General features: G+C 65.4%; 18 protein-coding genes and 1 riboswitch. Of the genes, 10 read left to right on the top strand and 8 right to left on the bottom strand.

Annotated elements, in window-relative coordinates; translation table 11 throughout:
* Positions 1–30: 30 nt before the first annotated feature.
* Positions 31–146: riboswitch (SAM riboswitch) on the top strand.
* 43 nt (positions 147–189) lie between these two features.
* Complete coding sequence (locus JOD47_RS07225; protein ID WP_204533240.1) at positions 190–1515, top strand: bifunctional o-acetylhomoserine/o-acetylserine sulfhydrylase; 1326 nt, start codon at positions 190–192, stop codon at positions 1513–1515.
* A gap of 7 nt (positions 1516–1522) precedes the next feature.
* Here the strand turns inward: JOD47_RS07225 and JOD47_RS07220 are convergent, their stop codons facing one another.
* Positions 1523–2542 carry a PHP domain-containing protein gene (locus JOD47_RS07220; protein ID WP_204533239.1) on the bottom strand — a complete coding sequence of 340 codons (1020 nt, stop codon included), beginning with the start codon at positions 2540–2542 and terminating at the stop codon, positions 1523–1525.
* A 255-nt stretch (positions 2543–2797) separates the two neighbouring features.
* Here JOD47_RS07220 and uraD point away from each other — a divergent pair, with 255 nt between their 5' ends.
* From uraD to JOD47_RS07190, 6 genes are all read left to right on the top strand, one after another.
* The gene (uraD, locus tag JOD47_RS07215) at positions 2798–3292 is read left to right on the top strand and encodes a 2-oxo-4-hydroxy-4-carboxy-5-ureidoimidazoline decarboxylase (protein ID WP_204533238.1); all 495 of its coding nucleotides are present in this window, start codon (positions 2798–2800) and stop codon (positions 3290–3292) included.
* Positions 3289–3630 carry a hydroxyisourate hydrolase gene (gene uraH / locus JOD47_RS07210; protein WP_204533237.1) on the top strand — a complete coding sequence of 114 codons (342 nt, stop codon included), beginning with the start codon at positions 3289–3291 and terminating at the stop codon, positions 3628–3630. The genes uraD and uraH overlap by 4 nt, the downstream gene beginning before the upstream one ends.
* A 2-nt stretch (positions 3631–3632) precedes the next feature.
* Positions 3633–4586 (top strand): factor-independent urate hydroxylase, encoded by a 954-nt coding sequence (gene pucL / locus JOD47_RS07205; RefSeq protein ID WP_204533236.1) that lies wholly within the window; start codon positions 3633–3635, stop codon positions 4584–4586.
* 65 nt (positions 4587–4651) lie between these two features.
* Positions 4652–6205, top strand: a complete 1554-nt coding sequence (locus JOD47_RS07200; RefSeq protein WP_239548039.1) for a nucleobase:cation symporter-2 family protein — start codon at positions 4652–4654, stop codon at positions 6203–6205.
* A 145-nt stretch (positions 6206–6350) separates the two neighbouring features.
* Entirely contained in the window at positions 6351–7697 is a 1347-nt protein-coding gene (locus tag JOD47_RS07195) for an 8-oxoguanine deaminase (RefSeq protein ID WP_204533234.1), read from the top strand.
* 96 nt (positions 7698–7793) lie between these two features.
* Positions 7794–8990, top strand: a complete 1197-nt coding sequence (locus tag JOD47_RS07190; protein ID WP_307836221.1) for a hypothetical protein — start codon at positions 7794–7796, stop codon at positions 8988–8990.
* Positions 8991–9085: 95 nt separating this feature from the next.
* Here JOD47_RS07190 and murJ read toward each other — a convergent pair whose 3' ends face one another.
* From murJ to JOD47_RS07155, 7 genes are all read right to left on the bottom strand, one after another.
* Positions 9086–10618, bottom strand: coding sequence for a murein biosynthesis integral membrane protein MurJ (gene murJ, locus JOD47_RS07185; protein ID WP_204533231.1), 1533 nt, complete (start codon positions 10616–10618; stop codon positions 9086–9088).
* Positions 10619–10815: 197 nt separating this feature from the next.
* Positions 10816–12159: a glycoside-pentoside-hexuronide (GPH):cation symporter gene (locus JOD47_RS07180; protein WP_204533229.1), complete on the bottom strand. Its 1344-nt coding sequence runs from the start codon at positions 12157–12159 to the stop codon at positions 10816–10818.
* Positions 12160–12331: 172 nt separating this feature from the next.
* Positions 12332–12919, bottom strand: coding sequence for a DinB family protein (locus JOD47_RS07175; protein ID WP_204533228.1), 588 nt, complete (start codon positions 12917–12919; stop codon positions 12332–12334).
* 57 nt (positions 12920–12976) lie between these two features.
* Positions 12977–14632: an ABC transporter permease gene (locus tag JOD47_RS07170; RefSeq protein WP_504739225.1), complete on the bottom strand. Its 1656-nt coding sequence runs from the start codon at positions 14630–14632 to the stop codon at positions 12977–12979.
* A 5-nt stretch (positions 14633–14637) separates the two neighbouring features.
* The gene (locus JOD47_RS07165; RefSeq protein WP_204533224.1) at positions 14638–15549 is read right to left on the bottom strand and encodes an ABC transporter ATP-binding protein; all 912 of its coding nucleotides are present in this window, start codon (positions 15547–15549) and stop codon (positions 14638–14640) included.
* Between the two features lie 67 nt (positions 15550–15616).
* Positions 15617–16285 carry a TetR/AcrR family transcriptional regulator gene (locus JOD47_RS07160; protein ID WP_204533222.1) on the bottom strand — a complete coding sequence of 223 codons (669 nt, stop codon included), beginning with the start codon at positions 16283–16285 and terminating at the stop codon, positions 15617–15619.
* A 112-nt stretch (positions 16286–16397) separates the two neighbouring features.
* Complete coding sequence (locus JOD47_RS07155) at positions 16398–17159, bottom strand: IclR family transcriptional regulator (RefSeq protein WP_204533220.1); 762 nt, start codon at positions 17157–17159, stop codon at positions 16398–16400.
* Between the two features lie 289 nt (positions 17160–17448).
* On the opposite strand from JOD47_RS07155, the gene JOD47_RS07150 reads away from it, so the two are divergent.
* From JOD47_RS07150 to JOD47_RS07140, 3 genes are read left to right on the top strand one after another with little or no spacing between them, the layout of a single operon-like run.
* Positions 17449–18864, top strand: a complete 1416-nt coding sequence (locus JOD47_RS07150; protein ID WP_204533218.1) for an NAD-dependent malic enzyme — start codon at positions 17449–17451, stop codon at positions 18862–18864.
* Between the two features lie 9 nt (positions 18865–18873).
* Positions 18874–20472 carry a malate synthase A gene (gene aceB, locus JOD47_RS07145; protein ID WP_204533217.1) on the top strand — a complete coding sequence of 533 codons (1599 nt, stop codon included), beginning with the start codon at positions 18874–18876 and terminating at the stop codon, positions 20470–20472.
* Entirely contained in the window at positions 20473–21738 is a 1266-nt protein-coding gene (locus JOD47_RS07140) for a DUF6986 family protein (protein WP_204533216.1), read from the top strand.
* The last annotated feature ends 2 nt before the right edge of the window (positions 21739–21740 follow it).

Genomic DNA, 21740 nt, shown 5'->3' with positions numbered 1-21740 from the left:
GGGGAATACTCCTGCGCCTACACTGGCCACGGTCATGAGTGCCAGCGCGAAGCCCCGGCTTGCTGGCCAGCAACCCTCCAGCTGCGGTGGGGTGCTCCGGGTGAAGACCTGGCCGCCCGGCACCAGCCGGACGGCAAGCGCGGCCCGCGGTGCTCCCACCATGCCGGGCCCATGCCAAAGGAGCCTTGAATGTCCAACCAATGGTCTTTCGAAACCCGCCAGATTCACGCCGGACAGGAACCGGACAGCACCACGGGTGCCCGTGCCCTGCCGATCTACCAGACCACGTCGTTCGTCTTCCCCAGCGCCGAAAGCGCCGCCAACCGGTTTGCCCTTGCCGAGCTGGCTCCCATCTACACGCGAATCGGAAACCCCACGCAGGATGCGGTGGAGCAGCGGATCGCCAGCCTGGAAGGCGGACTGGGCGCGCTGCTGCTCAGCTCCGGCCAGGCGGCGGAGACCTTCGCCATCCTGAACGTCGCCGAGGCGGGTGACCACGTGGTTGCCAGCCCCAGCCTGTACGGCGGCACCTACAACCTGCTCGCCCATACGCTGAAGAAGTTCGGCATTTCCGTCACGTTTGTGGAGGATCCGGACAATCTGGAGCAGTGGCGGGACGCTGTGCAGCCCAACACCAAGCTCTTCTTCGCGGAGGTGGTTTCCAACCCGCGGCAGGACGTGCTCGACATTGAAGGAGTGTCCCGAACCGCGCACGACGCCGGTGTGCCCCTGATCGTGGACAACACCCTTGCCACGCCTTACCTGATCCGACCCCTGGAGTGGGGTGCGGACATCGTTGTCCATTCGGCCACCAAGTACCTGGGCGGCCACGGCACCGCGATCGCCGGCGTAATCGTCGATTCCGGTAGGTTCGACTTCGCCAAGGATCCCAGCCGGTTCCCCGGCTTCAACACGCCGGACCCGACATACAACGGTCTGGTGTACGCGCGGGACCTGGGTGCCGACGGTGCCCTTGGGGCCAACCTGTCCTACATCCTCAAGGCCAGGGTTCAGTTGCTGCGGGATCTCGGCTCCGCGGTGTCCCCGTTCAACGCCTTCCTGATTGCCCAGGGCCTGGAAACCCTGAGCCTACGCATGGAGCGGCACGTCTCCAACGCCACGGAGGTAGCCCGGTGGCTGGAAGCACGTGAGGACGTCGAGTCGGTCGCCTATGCCGGACTGCCCTCGAGCGCCTGGTACGAGCGCGGCCGAAAGTACGGCCGCAAGGGGATCGGTGCCATCGTTTCCTTCAACCTGGCCGGGGGCGCGGAGGCCGGCAAGCGCTTCGTGGATGCCCTTGAACTGCACTCACATGTGGCCAACCTCGGTGACGTCCGTTCGCTGGTGATCCACCCGGCGTCGACCACCCACAGCCAGCTCTCCCCGGAACAGCAGGTCATCGCCGGTGTCACCCCTGGCCTCGTGCGGCTCTCAGTGGGAATTGAACACGTCGACGACATCCTGGCGGACCTTGAAGCCGGCTTCAGGGCAGCCAAGGAAGCGGCAGGAGTTTAGGCTCCTTTCAGGAGCGCGCCCAGGCGAGCAGTTTGTCCAGCGGCCACGTCGTAATGATGCGGTCCGCGGGCACGCCGTTTGCTTCGGCGCGCTCCGCGCCGTACTGAAGGAAATCGAGCTGACCGGGGGCGTGGGCATCGCTGTCGATGCTGAAGAGACACCCGGTGTCCAACGCCAGCTGGATCAGGTCATCCGGCGGGTCCTGCCGCTCGGGGCGTGAATTGATCTCCACCGCTACGTTGTGTTCGGCGCAGGCGGTGAACACCTTTTCGGCGTCGAACTCTGATTGCGGCCGCTGGCCGCGCGAGCCCTGGACGAGGCGCCCGGTGCAGTGGCCCAAGACGTTGGTGTGCGGGTCGCGGATGCCGCCCAGCATGCGCGCGGTCATGGTCCGGCGGTCGGAGCGCAGCTTGGAGTGGACACTGGCGACGACGATGTCCAACCGGTCGAGCATCTGCAGCGACTGATCCAGTGTTCCGTCTTCGAGGATGTCCACCTCGATGCCCTTCAGGAGGCGGAAGCCGTTGCCGCCGTCGTCGTCGTTGATCTGGTCCACGATCTGGAGTTGCTCGGTGAGGCGCTCCGCGCTCAGGCCGTTTGCGATCTTCAGGTTGGGGGAGTGGTCGGTGAGCGCCAGGTATTCGTGGTTGAGGGCACGCGCGGCGTCGACCATGAGCGGGATCGGGCTCCCGCCGTCGGACCAGTCGCTGTGGCTGTGCAGGTCGCCGCGAAGGAGGGCACGCAGCTCCGATCCGCCGCTGGCCAGGGCTTCCTTCGAGCGCTCGCGAAGGTCCGCGAGATAGGCCGGGACTTCGCCGTCGAGCGCCTCGGTGATGACCTCGTAGGAGCGCGCTCCGATGCCCTTCATGCGTTTGAGCCGGCCGTCGCGGGCCCGTTGTGCAAGTTCGCCTGGCTCCAGCTCGGCGATGGCCGCGGCGGCCTTGCGGAACGCCTGAACCTTGAAGCTGGGAGCCATTTCGCGTTCCAGCCAGAAGGCGATTTCATTCAGGGCGGCGGTGGCATCCATAGGCCCATCTTCCCTTATCCAGGCCGCTGTAGCGGGTTCTGTGGATGCGGCTCTATCATGTGATCCAGGTAACGCTTGACAGCTACCGTGTGATCGGGGCTACAATCAATTCGGAATAAAGATTCCACCATATAGAAACTAAACGAGAACCATACGGTTCCTGAACTATCGTCGGAAACATCGAGTCAAATCGAATTCGTTCGAGGGTAAGGGTGTTCAGCGCTGGCGATAGCGCTCTATAGAAAGCTGACACCCATGCGTCTTGCAACCCTCAATACCTGTACCCCCGAAGTGGCTGCTGCCCAACTCACGCCGTGCGTCGACATCCCGCGCTGGGTTGAGGCCATCATTGATGCCCGGCCGTTCACCTCGGAAGCCGACCTGATCGCCTTCGCCGAGAAGGCAGCCTATCCGTGGACCGAAGCCGAGATCGACGGCGCCCTGGCGCATCACCCTCGCATCGGTGACCGGGCGCAGGGGAATACTACTGAAGCCACCATGTCCCGCGGTGAGCAGGCCGGCGTCAGCACCGCCGTCGAAACGCAGACCGCACTCCAGGCAGGCAACCGCGCCTACGAGGAGAAGTTCGGGAGAGTTTTCCTCATCAGGGCGGCCGGGCGCAGCGCCGAGGATATCCTCGCCGCCCTCGATGAGCGACTGGGCCATACGTCCGCGCAGGAGCTGGAAATCAGCGCCGGGCAACTGCGTGAAATTGCCATCCTTCGACTCAAGGGGGTCCTTGCAGCATGAGCCGCAGCCACATCACCACCCACGTGCTCGACACCGGTACGGGACGGCCCGCCGCCGGCGTCGCTGCCGCACTGCACCGGCTGGGCCCGGACGGGTGGGAGGAAATAGCGGGCGGAACCACCGACGACGACGGCCGCATCACCTCCCTGGGCCCGGAGGCGCTGGAGGCGGGCACCTTCCGGATCGACTTCGAAACCGGCACCTACTTCGCGGCCTCCGAAACCGAGACGTTCTTTCCGTCCGTCTCACTGATTTTTGAACTTACCGACCCGGCACAGCACTACCACGTGCCGCTTTTGATTAGTCCCTTCGCCTATTCCACCTACCGAGGAAGCTGACAATGACGACACCGACCATCGAAACAAGCGCCAACACCAACGACACCACCGCAGGCACCAGCGGCCGTATCGTTCTGGGCCGGAACCAGTACGGCAAGGCCGAATGCAGGCTCGTGAAGATCACCCGAGACACGGCCCGCCACCAGATCGAGGACCTCAACGTCACCTCGCAGCTGCACGGCGACTTCGAAACCGCCCACACCGAGGGCGACAACTCACACGTTGTTGCCACGGACACGCAGAAGAACACGGTGTACGCCTTCGCCCGCGACGGCATCGGCTCTCCGGAGCAGTTCCTCCTGCGCCTGGGCAAGCACTTCACCGAGAGCTTCGACTGGGTCTCCGGCGGACGCTGGGAGGCGGAGCAGTACTTCTGGGACCGCATCAGCGACCATGACCACGCGTTCTCCCGCAACAAGTCGGAGACCCGCACGGCTGTGCTGCTCATCGAGAACGGCGCCCGGCACATCGTTGCCGGGATCGAGGATCTGACCGTACTGAAGTCAACCGGCTCTGAGTTTCACGGGTTCCCACGGGATCAGTACACCACCCTGCAGGAGACCACCGACCGCATCCTTGCGACCGATGTGACCGCCCGTTGGCGCTACGCAGCAAATACCACGGATATCGACTTCAACGCGGTATATGCCAGCGTCCGCAAGATCTTCCTCGACGCCTTTGCCCAGACCCACTCCCTGGCTCTGCAGCAGACCATGTTCCAGATGGGCAAGCAGGCACTGGAGGCACACCCGGAGATTGAGGAGATCAAGCTCTCCCTGCCGAACAAGCACCACTTCCTCGTGGACCTCGAGCCGTTCGGCATCGACAACCCGGGCGAGGTCTTCTTCGCGGCCGACCGGCCGTACGGACTGATCGAGGCGACCGTCGAGCGCGAGCGCGCCGAAGGTTCCACCAACGAAGCAGCAATCTGGGCCAACATCCCCGGCTTCTGCTGAGAAAAACGGTTTACCCCCTACTCATGTGAGACAAGGAAGTCATACTCATGAAAGCAGTCAGCTCTATGAAACATCAGGCTAAACCCCAACGCCCCGAGGATGAACGGCTGCCCCTCGGACGATCGTTCGCCTACGGGTTCCAGCACGTCCTCACCATGTACGGCGGAATTATCGCCGTTCCGCTCATCGTCGGAACCGCCGCCGGCGTATCCCAGGACGACATCGCCGTCCTGATTGCCTCCTGCCTCTTCGTCGGCGGCGCCGCAACCATCCTGCAGAGCTACGGTGTGAAGTTCTTCGGCTCCCAGCTCCCACTGGTGCAGGGCGTCTCCTTTGCCGGCGTCGCCACCATGACTGCGATCATCAGCGGCGGTGGAGGACTCCCGACCATCTTCGGCGCGGTCCTCGTGGCCTCCGTGATCGGGCTGATCCTCGCGCCGTTCTTCGCGAAGATCATCCGGTTCTTCCCGCCGGTTGTTACCGGCGTCATCATCACCACCATCGGCTTGACCCTCATGCCGGTTGCGGCCAACTGGGCGATGGGCGGAAACCGTAACGCTGACAACTACGGCAGCCTCACCAACATCGGGCTGGCCGCCGGAACGCTTGCGCTGGTGCTTCTCCTGAGCAAGCTGGGCAACGCGGCAATCTCCCGCCTGTCCATCCTGCTCGCCATTGTGGGTGGCACGATCATCGCCACGCTCCTGGGTCTCGCTGACTTCTCGAACGTCGGCAGCGGCGCCATCTTTGCCTTCCCCCAGCCCTTCGCGTTCGGCTGGCCCGTCTTTGATATCGCAGCCATCATCTCGATGACCATCGTGATTCTTGTCTGCATGACAGAGACTACGGCGGACATCCTCGCCGTCGGTGAAATCGCCAGGACCAAGGTTGACTCCCGTCGCATCGCTGACGGCCTGCGTGCGGACATGCTCTCCAGCGCGCTTGCCCCCGTCTTCAACTCCTTCCCGCAGACCGCCTTCGCGCAGAACGTCGGGCTGGTGGCCATCACCGGCATCCGCAGCCGCTACGTCGTGGCCGCGGGCGGACTCATCATGGTCATCCTCGGACTCCTGCCCATTCTGGGACGCCTGGTTGCCGCGGTTCCGACGCCGGTGCTCGGCGGCGCCGGGATCGTCCTGTTCGGCACCGTGGCAGCAAGCGGCATCCGCACGCTGGCGAAGGTCGACTACGAGGGCAACATGAACCTCGTGATCGTTGCAGTGGCACTCGCCTTCGGCACGATTCCCGTGGTTGCCCCGACCTTCTACGATGCATTCCCCACCTGGTTTGGGATCATCTTCCATTCGGGAATCAGCTCGGCGGCCATCATGGCCGTGCTGATGAACCTGCTCTTCAACCACCTGAAGGCCGGTAATCCTGAGCGTGCCTCCGTCTTCGTAGCCAGCCCGCCGCGCATGGTGCGCGAAGATGAACTCGTCGCGCTGCAGGATGGCGACAGCTTTCAGGGCGGCAAGCTCGTGGCGGCGGACGGTACAGAGATTCCCGTGGTGACCGCGGCGCAGTACACCGTGGTCAAGGAGAAGCTTGATAACGGCGAGATCAGCTGTGTCGAGGACATCCGTAAGATCTGCGACGAGACTCCCGGCCACCAGCACTAGATTCCATCCCTGCCTACCTCGCGAATCAGGGCAGGCAGGGACCATAACCTGGATCAGCAGACAGGACCACTGAGCTGACGGCACACCCCGCCGTCACGCCGGTGGTCCTGTGCCGTTTCATCCCGAAAGGAACGGAGAATCCCTGATGCAACGAATCTGGATCCGCGACCCCCTCGCCATCTTTACCGCCAATGAATCCGACGCCGGCGGTGGGGTGGTCATTGAAGGCACCACCATCGTGGAACTGGTCCGGACGGGGGCGACGCCGTCCGGACAGTACGACTCCGTCTTCGACGCCCGCAGCCACGTGGTGCTGCCCGGACTCATCAATACGCACCACCACTTCTACCAGACCCTCACCCGGGCGTGGGCGCCGGTGGTCAATGTGCCGCTCTTCCCCTGGCTGGTGAACCTCTACCCCGTATGGGCGCGGCTCACGCCACGCGATCTTGAACTGGCGACGACGGCGGCGCTCGCTGAGCTGCTGCTCTCCGGGTGCACCACGGCCGCTGATCACCACTACCTGTTCCCGGGTGGCATGGAGGAATCGATCGACGTGCAGGTGTCCGTGGTGCGCAGGCTGGGTATGCGAGCGACCCTCACGCGCGGTTCCATGACCCTTGGCGAGGACGACGGCGGCCTGCCGCCCCAGCAGACAGTGCAGGACCCCGAGGTGATACTCGCCGACAGCGAAAGGCTCATCCGGCAGTACCACGAACGCGGTGCAGGCGCGCAGGTGCAGATTGCGCTGGCGCCGTGCTCACCCTTCTCGGTCACGACGGAAATCATGAAGGCCAGTGCTGCGCTGGCCGACTTCCACGACGTCCGGCTGCATACCCACCTCGCAGAGACGCTCGACGAAGAAGACTTCTGCCGGGAGCGGTTTGGCATGAGGACGGTCGAGTACCTCGACAGCGTCGGCTGGTTGGGGCCGAGGACCTGGCTGGCGCACGGTATCCACTTCGATGACAGCGAGATCGCCCAGCTCGGATCCGCGGGAGTCGGTGTAGCGCATTGCCCCACCTCGAACATGCGCCTCGCCTCCGGTATCTGCAGGGCCATTGAACTTGAGGAGGCCGGCGTAGAGGTGGGCCTTGGGGTGGATGGATCCGCGTCCAACGATGCCTCCAATCTGATCCTCGAGGCGCGTCAGGCTCTCTATCTCCAGCGGTTGCGGTACGGCGCAGAGCGCGCCACGCCGTCCCGTGCACTGGGGTGGGCCACGCGAGGATCGGCCACCGCGCTGGGACGGAGCGACATCGGGGAACTGGCGGTGGGGAAACAGGCTGACCTTGCGATGTTCCGGATGGATGACCTCCGCTTCTCCGGCAGTCACGACCCGCTGTCGGCGCTGCTGCTCTGCGGCGCTGACCGTGCCGACCGGGTGATGATCGGAGGCCGATGGCGGGTGGAGGACGGCGCCGTCGTCGGGCTGGACCTCGAGTCGCTGATCGCTGAGCACTCGGCAGCAGCAAGGCGGCTGGTCGGCTGAGCCCCTTGCGACTCGCCGTCTAATCGCTTTATCATCTGTTTCTCATCTGTGCTTCCTAGGCTGGGACAAGACGTTTCCCGCCTATCGGAAGGCCGCGTGGACCCGCAGCCCAGAATTGATGACGCTTCACCGGCGCACCGCCGTGCCCTGATAGTCAGTACCTCCCGGGATCGCGGCGCACTCGCGGCCGCTCGTTCGCTGCGCGCAGCCGGCTGGACAGTAGGGGTGGGCACGCCCGAGGGAAGGGGCATGCTGTGCTCGTCACGGGCTGTCGCCGCCTGTCACACTGTTCCCCGTCCCCGCGGTGACGGTAAAGCCTTCATCGAGGGCGTCAGCGCTGCAGTGAAAGCCGGCGGATATGACGTGGTTTTCGGGGGCGGTGACGACTGGATGGCTGCGCTCGCAACCTACCGGCACCAGATTCCGACGACGGTGGCGCACCCCTCGCCGGACGCGGTCGAGCGGGCCTTGGACAAGGTCCTGCTCGCGGAGAGCGCCGGTCGGGTGGGACTGGCGGCGCCGCGCACCGTGCCGGCCACGCCGGAGGCAATCGCCGACTGGGACGGTCCCGTTGTGGTGAAGTCGCGTGCGCACTGGTCGCCGGGTCAGACCCGGCCGCACCGCATCGAGGCGCGGCTGTTCGACAGCATGACCGCCGCCAAGGAACGCGTCAACCACATGGAGGAGCTCGGTGCGGAGCCACTCCTCCAGGAGCCCATTCGAGGACAGCTCGGTGCCCTGATCGGGTTCTTCCGCGACGGACACCTTGAAGGAAGGGTTCAGCAGGAGACGCCTCGGCTCTGGCCCACACCGAACGGGGCGTCAGCGCGTGCGCAGACCGTCGCCGTCGACGCCGCTCTTGCGGAGAAGGTTGAAGCGCTGCTGACCGATATCGGCTGGTGGGGGCTCGTGGAGCTGCAGTTTCTGACAGACGACGACGGCGTTTCCCACCTTATTGATTTCAACGGCCGGTTCTTCGGATCCATTGCCCTCACCAACGCAGCCCGCCCCGGCCTGGCTGACGCGTGGGGCAGGCTGGCACTCGGCGAGACGGTGCCGCACCTTGCCGATGCACCCGCAGGCTTCAGGTACGCGTGGACGGCAGGGGACCTGCGCCGTGCCCGCATCGAGCGGCGGGGCGGGTTGGTCGCCGACCTTGCCGACACCATCCGTTGGGCCAGCCGCGCACAGCACAGCGTGTGGGACGTGAAGGACCCAGGGCCAACCATGAACCTGATTTTCGCCCGGTTCAACCGGGATAAGCCGGTGACACTTCGCCCGTCCGCCGCGTAGGCATCGGCACCCGCGCCAAGGTCAGTGCCTGCGCCAGCATCAACGTCAGTGCCGGCGTCGAGGTGAGCGCGAACGCCAGCATCAGCGCTAGTGACTCAGCGGCGCCGCGCTGCCCGCAGCATGTCGAGGGGCACCCGGCCCTCGGGAGCACGCAGCACAACCAGCCCGAGCGCGTAGGTGCCGCACACGCCAAGCACGACAACGGCGGCCGTCAGCAACGCCGGGCCGGCGACAATGTTCACCAGGAGAAGTCCCACAGCGCCGGCCACAGCCGCCAACAGGGCCGCGCGGAAGAGGAGGGCGAGAGCCTCACGCAAGTTCACGCCGTCGTGCCTGGTCTTGAGAAGCCACGCATTCGCGACGGCGGCGAGGACCAGTGAAGCGCTGGTGGCCAGCGCAATACCGGCGACTCCCATGACCGGTGCCAGCAGGATGTCGCCCACCACGTTGACCACCATGGCAAGCACGGAAATCACCACGGGAGCCTTGGCGTCACCGAGCGCGTACGCGGTGCTCACCACCACCTGCCGGATGCCCAGCGCCAGGAGTGCCGGCGCGTACCAGAGAACAGCGGTGGCCGTGGCCTCGATGTCCTCCGGGGAGAAGGCGCCGCGGCCGAAGGCCACTTCCACGAGCGGCTCCGCGGCGACCGCCAGGACAACGCAGAGTGGAACAAGGATGGTCACAGTGACTGAAAGGCCGCGGTTCACGAGCCGTCTGAGCTCCGGGAGGTTGCTCACCGAAGCGCTGATCGCCGGATACAGCGGCACCAGGAGGGAGGCGATCAGCAGCTGCTCGGGGAGGTTCACGAGCCTCCAGCCGTAGGAGAGCGCTGTGATGGCGCCCTCCTCAAGCGTGGAGCCTACCGCCCGGTCCACCAGCGTGTTCACGTTTCCGACGGCGCTGCCGACGAGCATTGCCGGGACCAGCACGGCAATCTCCCGGAAGCCGGGATCCTTCAGCTGGAGGCGTGGACGTACCCGCGTGCCGAGGCTGCGCAGCGGGGGCAGTTGCAGCAGGAGTCGTGCGCCGGAGCCCACAACGAACCCCACCGCGAGAGCGGCGATCCCGTAGCGGGGGCCGAAGAGCCCGGCCGCCGCAATCATGATCAGGTTGAACGGGACACCCTGCAGGGACGCCCAGGCGAAGCGTCCGTGTGATTGGGCCAGGGCGGCCAGCAGGTCGGTACCCGCCACGAGCACCGTTGCGACCAGCACGATGCGGGTGAGCATGGCCGCGGTGGCTGTGGTTTCGGCGTCGAATCCCGGTGCGAGCAGCGAGGCCACGGGGCCGGCGAAGATCGCCATGACAACGCCGCCGACGCCAAGGACCACCATCGTGAGCGTGAAAGCGACGTCGAACCCCGTGTGTCCCCTGCACCCTTTGTCCTCGGCGGCCGCCTCCCGGGAGACAACCGGCGTAGCCGAGCGGGCCATCGCGTAGGCAACGAGCCCCAGCACAATGTTCATCAGGCCCTGCGCCACGAGATAGGCGTCCAGCTCGGCGCCGGCGCCGAAAACCGCGGCAATGACGACGTCGCGGAGGAACCCGAGAAGCGTGGACATCGCAGTGAGACCGGTGACAAGGATGGCTGCCCTGGAGATCGACTTACCTCCGTGTCTGGCCACGGAATCCCACGCTATCCTGTCTGGGCGGTGAAGCGCTGCTTCCGGGCCCGTTTCGTGCACGATTGCCGGGCGCTGAAGCCGTTTCGTGCAGGTCTGCTGGCCAGTGGCCCCTAATCCGCGGCGTGTCGTCGGAGACGCGCCGGATCAGCCCTCCAGACCTGCACGCAATGGTGAGCGGACTCCGGGCGGCTGGTTCCCTAACTGCGCTCCTGGATGGTCAGCACCAGCTTGGCGTGGGCGTCGTCCGTCAGGGGATACCACCGCATGACTCCGACGGCGAGCAGCAGGATGACCGCGGGAGCAAGGCCGGCGGCCACGCGGATGCCTAGTTCCGCCGTCGCGCTTTGTTCTGTTGCCCCGGACACATAGCCGCCCCAGGCGAGGGCGAAGGCGGCCAGACCGCCGCCGAGTGCCATGCCGATCTTCCTCGTGGACGCCAGCAGCGAGTAGTTGGTTCCGTCGGTGCGGTGGCCCGTCTTCCACTCGCCGTACTCAACTGTGTCAGCGACCAGAGCCCACATCAGGATGCTGACGGCGGCCGCGCCCGACACGGAGAGGAACATGCCTGCGACTGCGAGCCAGACGAGCTCCACCGGGACGACAAAGACGACAACACCGCCCGCGGCGCCCAGCAGTCCTCCTGAGATGTAGATGCATCGCTTGCCCCAGCGCTGAACCAGGCGCGGCGTCACGAGTGCCAGTACAAGGGTGATGACCACCTGCGCGCCGGACAGCAGGGCAAACAGCTCCAAACGTCCAAGGACATCCCGAAGGTAGAAGAGCTTCGCGGTGTTGGTCACCACGTTGGCCGTCATGAAGAAAAGGGAACTCAGGCACAGGATCTGCAGGGGTACATTCTGAACGAGTGTGTTCCGTGCATCCCGCAGTGAAAGCCGGGGAGCCGAAGCAGGAAGCTGCTCCCGCGTGGCCAGTGCGGTGAACAGGTACAGGAGAGTGCCGACAAGGGCGAAGGCGACAGTCAGTGGTGTCAGGACGTTCCGGATGTCAGCGCCGTTCTGGAACTGCGGGGCGATGAGGATGCCCAGGAAGGCTGTGGTGGCCAACCCACCCATGGTTCTGGCGCTCGCCAGCCGTGCGCGGTCGCCCGGATCCCGTGTCAGTGTTCCGGCCAGTGCTCCATAGGGAACGTTGACGAGGCTGTACGCAAGGCAGTACGCAAAGTAGGACACGTAGGCAAAGGTCAGCGTCCATGCGGAGTCGAGGTTGTGGATATGGAACATCACTACGCTCAGGCCCAGTGGTGCAGCGCCGAAAAGCAGGAACGGACGGAACTTTCCGAGACGTCGGTCGTGGTTCCGGTCGGCGATCCTACCCGCAAAGATGTCCGCGACAGCGTTGAAGAGTCCTGCCAGCAGCAGGAGGGTGCCCGCGGCAGCGGCGGGGATCCCGGCGACATCGGTGTAATAGACAAGCAGGAACATCCCCACGGTGGTGAAGGTCATGCTGTTCGCGATATCACCGGCACCGTAGGAAGCGACGCTGAGGAACGGGAGGCGTGTGGAAGGCGGTCGCTTCGTCATATTCTCCAGTTCGGTGCATGCTCGCTATCTGCGACACGGCGTAGAAAACGTTTTCTTACAGTCTAGCGCGCGGAGAAGGAAGAGCGGACGGACCGACCCCAGCGTGAAGGGCGGCCGTCAGGGCCGGCGCACTTTACCCTGGGAGGCGGTCAGGACCGGCGCCGGTGAGTGGTCAGGTGGCGCCCTGGTCGGCATGCCGGGCCGCCGTCTCGATCCGCTCCCAGTGCTTCGACCACTCCTCGGCGCTACGCTTGGCGATATTCGGATCATCCGGGCCGCGGCCGGTGGCGCCGTCGAGCTGTTCACGAAGGATGTCAGCGTGCCCGAGGTGCTGGGCCGTCTCCACGCACATGTGTACAAGGATCTGTTGCAGGGTTACCTGCCTGCGCTCCGGGGACCACCACGGCACTTCACCCACAGCATCAAGCGGAAGCGCCTCAATGGTTGCGTCGGTGTGAGCCGCGGAGAAGTGGTGGAGCTCGATGATCTCCTCCCGAGTTTCACCGGCGGTGAGCCACATATCGGCCTCGGGGGCGGCGTCGTCGTCGAACCACGGCAAGTCCCGGCCGCTGGGCCGGTTGAAAACCTCACCGAAGTAGCCCAACTGCACGCTGGCGACATGCTTCACGAGGCCAAGCAGGTTGGTGCCCGTGGGCGTCAGTGGCCGGCGTGCGTCATAATCACCGAGGCCGTCCACTTTCGCGAGCAGGTCAGCGCGGCGCAGGCGCAGATAGTGCAGCAGAACCTCTTTGTCATTCATGGGTGGCACTCTACTGGCTGCCACCGACAGGAACTATCTACTGACAATAACCATGATTCAGCCCGCCTCCAGATCCCGGCGACGGAAGGAAAGCACTCCGGCAGTGACCAGCAGCAGGGCGACCAGCGCGGAGCCCAATACCGGGCCGGGACTCAGAGCTTCAGCTGGCACCCGGGGCATCAGGCCGAACGGTTCGGCGTCGCTCACCGCTCCGGGCAGGTTCAGCAGTGGACCGTAGACGCCCACGATGATTGAACCCAGCAGTAGAAGCCAGACCCACCAGCGGCCTGCCCTCAACACGCCATAGGACAGCGCGGCCAGACCGGCGAAGGCCATGACGAGGGGAAGATAGACGAGCCCCACAAGGGCGAAGTCCAGCGCCAGGTTCGGGTCGGAGAGCGACGTTCCTGCCCCAACGCCGAGCCCCAGCCCGATACCAAGGAGCATCACCGTTGAGCCGAGGGCCGTCACCGCCAGTGAGCTGACCAGCCAGCGGGCGCGGCTGACCGAGGTCGCCAGGATGGCACCGGTACGGCCGTCACTTTCCTCGCCCCTTAGCCGGTTGACCGAGATCACTGCATACACCGCTACCGCCATGGCGAAGTACGCCGTGAAGGATGCAAGCGTTGCTCGGAGTACGTCGCCGCCTGCTCCCTGGCCGAAGACCGCGGCCAGTTGCGGCTGCGCTTCGAAGCTCTCCACGATCCCCTGACCCATGGAGCCCGTCAGGACGGCGAAGATGACGAGTCCGGTCAGCCACCCGATGATGCTTCCGCGCTCCATCCGGAGAATCAGTCCCACCGGATGCACCAGCGACTTCCGGGCACTTCCCCGGCCGCTCCGTGCTGGGACCAGGCCCGCGCCGAAGTCGCGGTGTACGGTCAGCAGCACCGCGATGGTCAGCAGCACTGCCACAAGTCCCACGCAGAGCAGGAGCGGCCACCACCGCAGGTCAGTGAAGGCCCGCGTCTGCTGTGCCCACGCAATGGGCGAAAACCAGGAGAGAGCGCTGCCTCCCAGGGCCTGGGCGTCACCGATGCCGCGCAGCAGAAATGCCAGGGCCAACGCTGCACCAGCCATGCCGGAGGCGGTGCGGGCATGTTCGCTGAGCTGCGCGGTCACGGCAGCAACGCCGCCGAACACCAGCCCCACCAGTGCCATTCCGGCCGACACGGCGAGGGTGTCCGTGAACACCAGGCCGCTGGCAAGCAGTCCGCCGCCAAGAGCAGCACCAATGGCTGCGTTCGCCACCAGGAGAGTGAGGACAGCGGCGGCCAAGGGTGCACGATTTCCTACCACGCCCGCCCGGATGAGCTCCGCCCTGCCGCTCTCCTCTTCCGCGCGGGTATGCCGGACCACCAGGAAGATCGACATGAGGGCGGCGGCAACCGCGAGCATGCCGAGCAGCTCGTTGGTCACCATCGCCCCGAAGGTGTAGTTGTCAATGCCGTACCCGGGGCCGGTCAGCAGGGCGCCGGAGGGGTCCTGCATGATGGCGGCGCGCGTCTGGAGTGCAGCCTGGTCTGGATAGGCAATCGGAATGACGCTGCCGAAATAGGCGACCATGCCGCCGATCCCCAGCCCCCACGCCGGGATGCGGACCCGGTCCCTTCGGAGTGCAAACCGGAACAGCCGGAGGGTGCCGGTGAGGCTTCCGGCGGTGCCCTGTGCGGAACGGTGGTCCTGCTGATGTGCGATGAGTGTCGCGTTCATGGCGCTCACCGCCCACCTTGGACAGTTGCGGTGGTGTATCCGTCCCCATACTGGTGCAGGAAAAGCTCCTCGAGCGAGGGCGGCGTGCTGATGAGGCTGCGGACGCCCAGCGGGAGGAGGTGCGCCAACGCAGCCGGGAGGGCGTCGTCGTCGGCGGTGAAATGAACTTTATCCGCGTCCATGTGGACATCATGGACGCCCGCTATGGACGCCACGGTGGTGGCGTCGCCATCGGAGACGACGGCGACGGCGGTACGCCGCAGGTGCCGGAGCTCGGCCAGCGTCCCGGTCTGGACCGTTCGGCCCTGCCGGATGATGGTGACGCGGTCGCAGAGGGCTTCCACTTCGGCGAGGATATGGCTGGAGAGCAGGACCGTGCGGCCCGCGGCCTTGACCTCCCGGATGCAGGCCTGGAACTCACGTTCCATGAGGGGATCCAGTCCGGAGGTCGGCTCGTCGAGGATCAGGAGCTCGACGTCGCTGGCCAGTGCCGCGATCAGAGCCACTTTCTGGCGGTTTCCCTTGGAGTAGGAGCGGGTCTTCTTCGTGGGATCGAGGTCGAACCGTTCGAGCAGCTGGCTGCGGCGGCTGCGGTCGACGCCTCCCCGCAGTCCGGCGAAAAGGTCGATGGCCTCGCCGCCGGTAATTTTCGGCCAGAGGCTCACGTCGCCTGGAACGTACGCCAGCCTGCTGTGAAGGTCGACGGCGTCCCAGGGATCGCGGCCGAAGATCCTAGCGGTGCCGGAATCGGCCCGGAGCAGGCCGAGGAGGATCCGAATGGTGGTGGACTTGCCGGATCCGTTCGGTCCGAGGAATCCGTGTACCTCGCCGGGTTCGAGTGTGAGGTCGAGTTGGTCGAGTGCACGCACGGAGCCGAAGGACTTCTCCAGCTGACGTACGTCGATGATTGCTGACATGGGAAACACCTTCTGGGAAGAGTGTTGAACGTTGTGGGTATTCAGTGTTGTGGAGGCGCAGGAGGGATCAGGGCTGCGGTGGATCGCCGACGTACAGAAGGTATGCGTCCAGCATGGAGCGGTCGGCCAGGAGGCCCTGGGAGAAAAGCTCGGTGCTGGGCAGCCCCATCCGGGAGAGATACCCGCGCATCACCCCGGCGAAATCATCCGGGTCCTCGGGAGGATTCAGGGTCAGGTCCAGCAGGAGCGCGCCGAAGCCCTGAACGGTCAGGTATCTGGCACGTGCCTTCTCATCCAGTGAAGGAAGGATGGTCCCGGCCTTCACGCCTGCGGCGATCCACTCTTCGGCGTCGGCCGCGAAATGATCAATGAATGACCGCGCAAGATCTCCGCCCGCCTGTAGGCTCTGCAGCGCATAGCCCACCAGCGGTGCTGACTCCTCCACGGACGCCATGGCAAGCAGAAGCTCGTCGGCCGACGCGGGGCGGACGGCCTGCTCCTTGTACTCCCGGACTTTTTGAAGGACGTAGTCATCACAGGTTTCCCGGAGGCCCTGCTTGGACCCGAAATGGTGAAGGATCAACCCAGGGCTCACGCCCGCTGCGTCTGCAATGGTGCGCACGCTGACGTTGAAGCCCGACCGCCCGAACAGCTGGACGGCGGCGTCGCGCACCCTGGCGCGAGCCGTGAGGTCAGAGCGGTCGACGTCGGCCGGCTCCTTCGATACTGAACGCATGTTCAGTATCCTAAACCCGCGTTCAAGCGGAGGCAATAGGCCGCCCAGTGAGGCTACGTTTCAGTCAGCTCCCGGCGCATGATCCACCGGGTGTGGGTCCCGCTTGCTGCGCCTAGCTTGCGAGGTTGAGGTCGTCCGAGATTGCCTGTGCAGCGGATCGCAGGAGCGGGATGGCCTTGTCAGCGAACCCCTCGTCCACGCGGGAGATCGGTCCTGAGACGGAGATGGCAGTGGGGGTGGGAGCGTTGGGCACCGCCATCGCGAAGCAGCGGACCCCCAGTTCCTGCTCCTGCTCATCAATGGAGTAGCCGCGCTCGCGGATGTTGTCCAGCTCGGTGAGGAGCTGGTCCACGGAGGCGATGCTCTTCTCCGTGGGCGTGGGCATGCCGGCGCGGGTCACGATGGTGCGCACCGTTTCATTGTCGAGCTGGGCCAGGATGGCCTTCCCGACGCCGGTGTCATGGGTATGCGCCCGGCGCCCCACTTCGGTGAACATGCGCATGGAGTGCGACGACGGAACCTGCGCGATATAGACCACCATGTCGGAGTCGAGTACGGCCATGTTCGAGGTCTCACCCAGCCGGTCCACGAGCATTCTCAGCTGAGGGCGCGCCAGGGCGCCGAGCTGCTTGTTGGCGCCCTCGCCCAGACGAATCAGGCGCGGACCAAGGGCGTAGCGCCGGTTGGGCAACTGCCGGGCGTAGCCCTTCATCACCAGCGTGCGCAGGAGCCGGTGGATCGTGGGCAGAGGCAGGTCTGTGGAGGAGGAGAGCTCGCTGAGCGTCACCTCACCACCGGCGTCGGTAATCAACTCCAGCAGTTCGAATACGCGCTCCACCGACTGGACGCCGCCGCCCGCAGCCTTCTCGGCCATTTGGCACTCCTAGCTAGAAACTATCCGCACAGCGGAAGAACTTCTCCAAAGATACCCTACTTCCACAGAGCGGAAACTGGGTTGCGCCGGAGGAACTGCCGCCCGTTGCCGTAGGAACTACAGCCCGTTGCCGGAGAAACTGCCCGGAGGCGCAGCCCTGCCGGTTCGAAGCGGCAGCCCTGCACCTACCGGCAGTTTCTATGACCGTACCTCCGCGACCGCAGCTTGCATTTCCATTTGGTAGATAATAATATCCACAATACGAAATAACTTATCTGGAGGATCTTCAATGGCGAGTCCCAGCCCCGGTTACTCAATCACCCTGCGCGTTCAGGCGCCGTCGAGCTTTACTGCCACTGCCGAGCTGGCCGCCGCAGTTGGCTCCGCCGGCGCGTCCATTACAGCGCTTGACGTCACGGAATCGCACCACAACAGCATCGTGGTTGACGTCAGCTGCAACACCACCGACGCAGCCCACGGTGAGCGCGTCCGCGACGCCCTCGACGCCCTCGACGGCGTTCACGTGAAGAAGCTGAGCGACCGCACCTTCCTCATGCACCTCGGCGGGAAGCTGGAGGTCGTCCCCAAGGTTCCGCTGCGCAACCGTGACGATCTCTCCCGTGCTTACACTCCCGGCGTCGCCCGCGTTTGTATGGCCATTGCGGAGAATCCCGAGGACGCCCGCCGCCTGACCATCAAACGCAACACCGTTGCTGTGGTGACGGACGGCTCGGCTGTGCTGGGTCTCGGCAATATCGGCCCCGCCGCCGCGCTGCCCGTCATGGAGGGCAAAGCCGCCCTCTTCAAGCAGTTCGCCAACGTGGACGCCTGGCCGGTCTGCCTTGACACGCAGGACACCGAAGAGATCATCAGCATCGTCAAGGCCCTGGCGCCCGTCTATGGCGGAGTGAACCTCGAGGACATCGCGGCTCCTCGGTGCTTCGAGATCGAAAACCGGCTGCGCGCGGAGCTGGACATTCCCGTCTTCCACGATGACCAGCACGGCACGGCGATCGTCACGCTGGCCGCCCTCACCAACGCCCTCCGCGTCGTGGACAAGAAGGTCGAGAATGTGCGGATTGTCGTCTCGGGCGTCGGCGCCGCCGGTTCCGCCATCATCCAGCTGCTGCAGGCCCAGGGCGCGAAGAACATCGTGGCGTGCGACCGCAAGGGTGCGATCCACAGCGGGCAGAACCACACTGACGAGCACCGTCGCTGGATAGCCGAGAACACCAACCAGAACGCCTTCGCCGGCACGCTTCACGAAGCACTGGCCGGCGCGGACGTCTTCATCGGCGTCAGTGCCCCGAACATCATCGGCGAGGAGCAGGTCGCCTCCATGGCTGACCAGGCGATCGTTTTTGCCATGGCCAACCCGGACCCGGAAATCGACCCGATCATCGCCGCCCGGCACGCTGCCGTCGTTGCCACCGGGCGCAGCGATTTCCCGAACCAGATCAACAACGTGCTCGCCTTCCCGGGATTCTTCCGCGGCTTGCTCGACGCGGGGGCATCCGACATCACGCCGCAGATGCTGGTTGCCGCGGCGGATGCAATCGCCGCCCGCGTGGACGATGATGAGCTTAACGCCAGCTTCATCATCCCGAGTGTGTTCGATCCGCACGTCGCAGGTGATGTGGCAGCTGCGGTTGCCGCAGCGGCGCAGGCCGCTCATCAGGGTGCAGCCACAGAATCAGCAGAGTAGGAGCAGGACATGTCGATAGAACTTACGACGACGACGCCGGTAGCTGGCGCGGAGACCATCCTCACCACCGAGGCGCTCCAGTTTCTTGAAAAACTGCACCAGGAGTTCCGTGCCACGCGGGACGAGCGGCTAACCGCCCGCGGCAAGCGCCGGGAGGAAGTGGCACAGACCGGCAGGCTCGACTTCCTTCCCGAAACGGCCGAAATCCGCGCAGGCGACTGGACCGTCGCGGAAGCACCACCACAGCTGACGGACCGCCGCGTGGAGATGACCGGACCGGCGTCGCCGGCGAAGATGGCCATCAACGCGCTCAACTCGGGCGCCAAAGTCTGGCTCGCAGACCTCGAGGACGCAAGCGCCCCTACCTGGCACAACGTCATCGACTCCCAGGTCAACCTCTACGGTGCGGCTCGCGGCTCCCTCAGCTTCACGTCACCGGAGGGCAAGGAGTACGAGCTGCGCACTGACGCGCCGCTGGCTGTCGTCGTTGCCCGTCCGCGCGGCTGGCACCTGCCGGAGAAGAACATCATCATTGACGGCGAGCCTGCCATCGGCGCGCTCGTGGACTTCGGACTGCACTTCTTCCACAACGCGAAGCACCTGCTGGAGAACGGCAGCGGACCGTACTACTACCTGCCCAAGCTGGAGAGCCACCTCGAGGCGAGGCTGTGGAACGACGTCTTCGTGTTCGCACAGGACTACGTCGGCGTCCCGCAGGGTTCCGTCCGCGCGACCGTGCTCATCGAAACCATTCCCGCCGCGTTCGAGATGGACGAGATCCTCTACGAACTGCGCGACCACGCCTCCGGCCTGAACGCCGGCCGCTGGGACTACCTGTTCAGCATCATCAAGTACTTCCGCGACGGCGGCGAGTCCTTCATCCTGCCCGACCGCGCGTCCGTGGCCATGACGGCACCCTTCATGCGCGCGTACACCGAGCTTCTGGTCAAGACCTGCCACCGCCGCGGTGCGTTCGCCATGGGTGGGATGGCTGCGTTCATCCCCAATCGACGGGAACCCGATGTTACGGCCCAGGCAGTGGAGAAGGTCCGCGCCGACAAGACCCGAGAGGCCAGCGACGGCTTCGACGGCTCGTGGGTTGCGCACCCGGACCTCGTGCCGATCTGCCGCGAGGTATTCGACTCCGTTCTGGGGGACAAGCCGAACCAGATCGACCGGCAGCGGCCCGAGGTGGAGGTGACCGCCGAGCAACTGCTCGACGTTGAATCCGCCGACGGCGACGTCACCGAGGTGGGCCTGCGCGCCAACCTTTATGTCGCCGTCGCCTACGTTGCTGTGTGGCTCTCCGGCAACGGCGCCGTTGCCATTCACAACCTCATGGAGGACGCGGCGACGGCGGAGATCTCCCGTTCCCAGGTCTGGCAGCAGATCCGGAACAAGGTGGTGCTCGCTGACACGGGAAACACGGTCACGCCCGAGTTGGTGAACTCGATCCTCGCGGAGGAAACCGAAAGGTTGCGCGGCGAAGTCGGCGACGAAGCCTTCGCAAAGTTCTACGAGCCGGCCAGCCGCCTCATCGCGGACATCTGCGTCTCCGAGGACTACACGGACTTCCTCACGCTTCCCGCCTATGAGCTGGTGAGCTGAGTGGAGTTCGCGCTCGGTTTCGACGATTACGCCGCGATCGACTCGAAGCTCGCGGAAACCGATCAGCTCCTGCGCTTCAGCTATCCCGGCGACAACGGCTCGCGCCAGCCGGTCCACACCGTGTATGTGCCTGCGGACCGCTACCAGCCCTCCCTCCCCGGTGACTGGGGGCGGGAGGCGGTTGCCGCCGTCGAGCGCGCCGGTGGCATGGACGCGCTGTGCAGCGCGTTGGGAGTGAACGACGACGTCGGCACGCTGGTGAGCGCGAAGCTCACCGCTGAGCCGATCGAGGACCTGCGCCTCGACTTCGAGGACGGGTACGGCAACCGGCCCGACGACGAAGAGGACGCCGACGCCGCCCGCGCCGCCATTGCGGTGGCCCGGGCTGTCCGAGACGGGATCGCCCCGCCGTTCATCGGCATTCGCTTCAAGTGCTTCGAGGAGCCGACCCGCCGCCGTGCGCTGCGGACGCTGGATCTCTTTGTGGGCGGACTGCTCGCGGAAGGCCCGCTGCCGGAGGGACTGGTGCTCACTCTGCCCAAGGTTTCGACGGCGGCGCAGGTGGAGGCGATGGTCTTCGCCTGCCAGCGGCTGGAAGCGGTGCACGGACTTGCCCCGGGCAGGCTGCGGTTCGAGGTGCAGATGGAAACGCCGCAGCTGATCCTGGCCGCCGACGGCACCGTACCCGTTGCGCAGCTGCTGCACCGGGCGGAGGGCCGTGTCTCTGCGCTGCACTACGGCACGTACGACTACAGCGATTCGTTGCAGATCGCCGCGGAATACCAGTCGATGGAGCACCCCGCTGCGGATTACGCCAAGCAGGTCATGCAGGTGGCTGTCGCGGGCACCGGCGTCCGACTGTCGGACGGGTCGACGAACATCCTTCCCATCGGCACCGATTCCGAGGTGTCTGCGGCATGGGCGCTACATGCACGGCTGGTGCGGCGCTCGCTGGAGCGCGGCTACTACCAGGGATGGGACCTCCATCCCGCCCAGCTGCCGAGCCGGTTCATCGCCACGTATGCGTTTTACCGCGAGGGCCTGCCGGCAGCGGCACAACGGCTTCGCAACTACGTGCACCGGATCGAGAGTGCAATCCTCGACGAGCCCGCAACAGCCCGGGCGCTTGCCCGCTTTGTGCACCGCGGTGTGCTCTGCGGCGCCGTCACAGAGACCGAAGTGAACGAGCTGGCCGGTATTGCCATTCCTGACCTGGAAGCGCTCGCGCATCCACGGAAACTTCCTGAAACAGCTGAAAACATCTAAGG

It is taken from the genome of Arthrobacter tumbae, from assembly GCF_016907495.1.
Classification (GTDB): Bacteria; Actinomycetota; Actinomycetes; order Actinomycetales; family Micrococcaceae; genus Arthrobacter_D; species Arthrobacter_D tumbae.
Note: the sequence above shows the minus strand (reverse complement) of the source record. Positions and strands in the feature narration are given on the sequence as shown.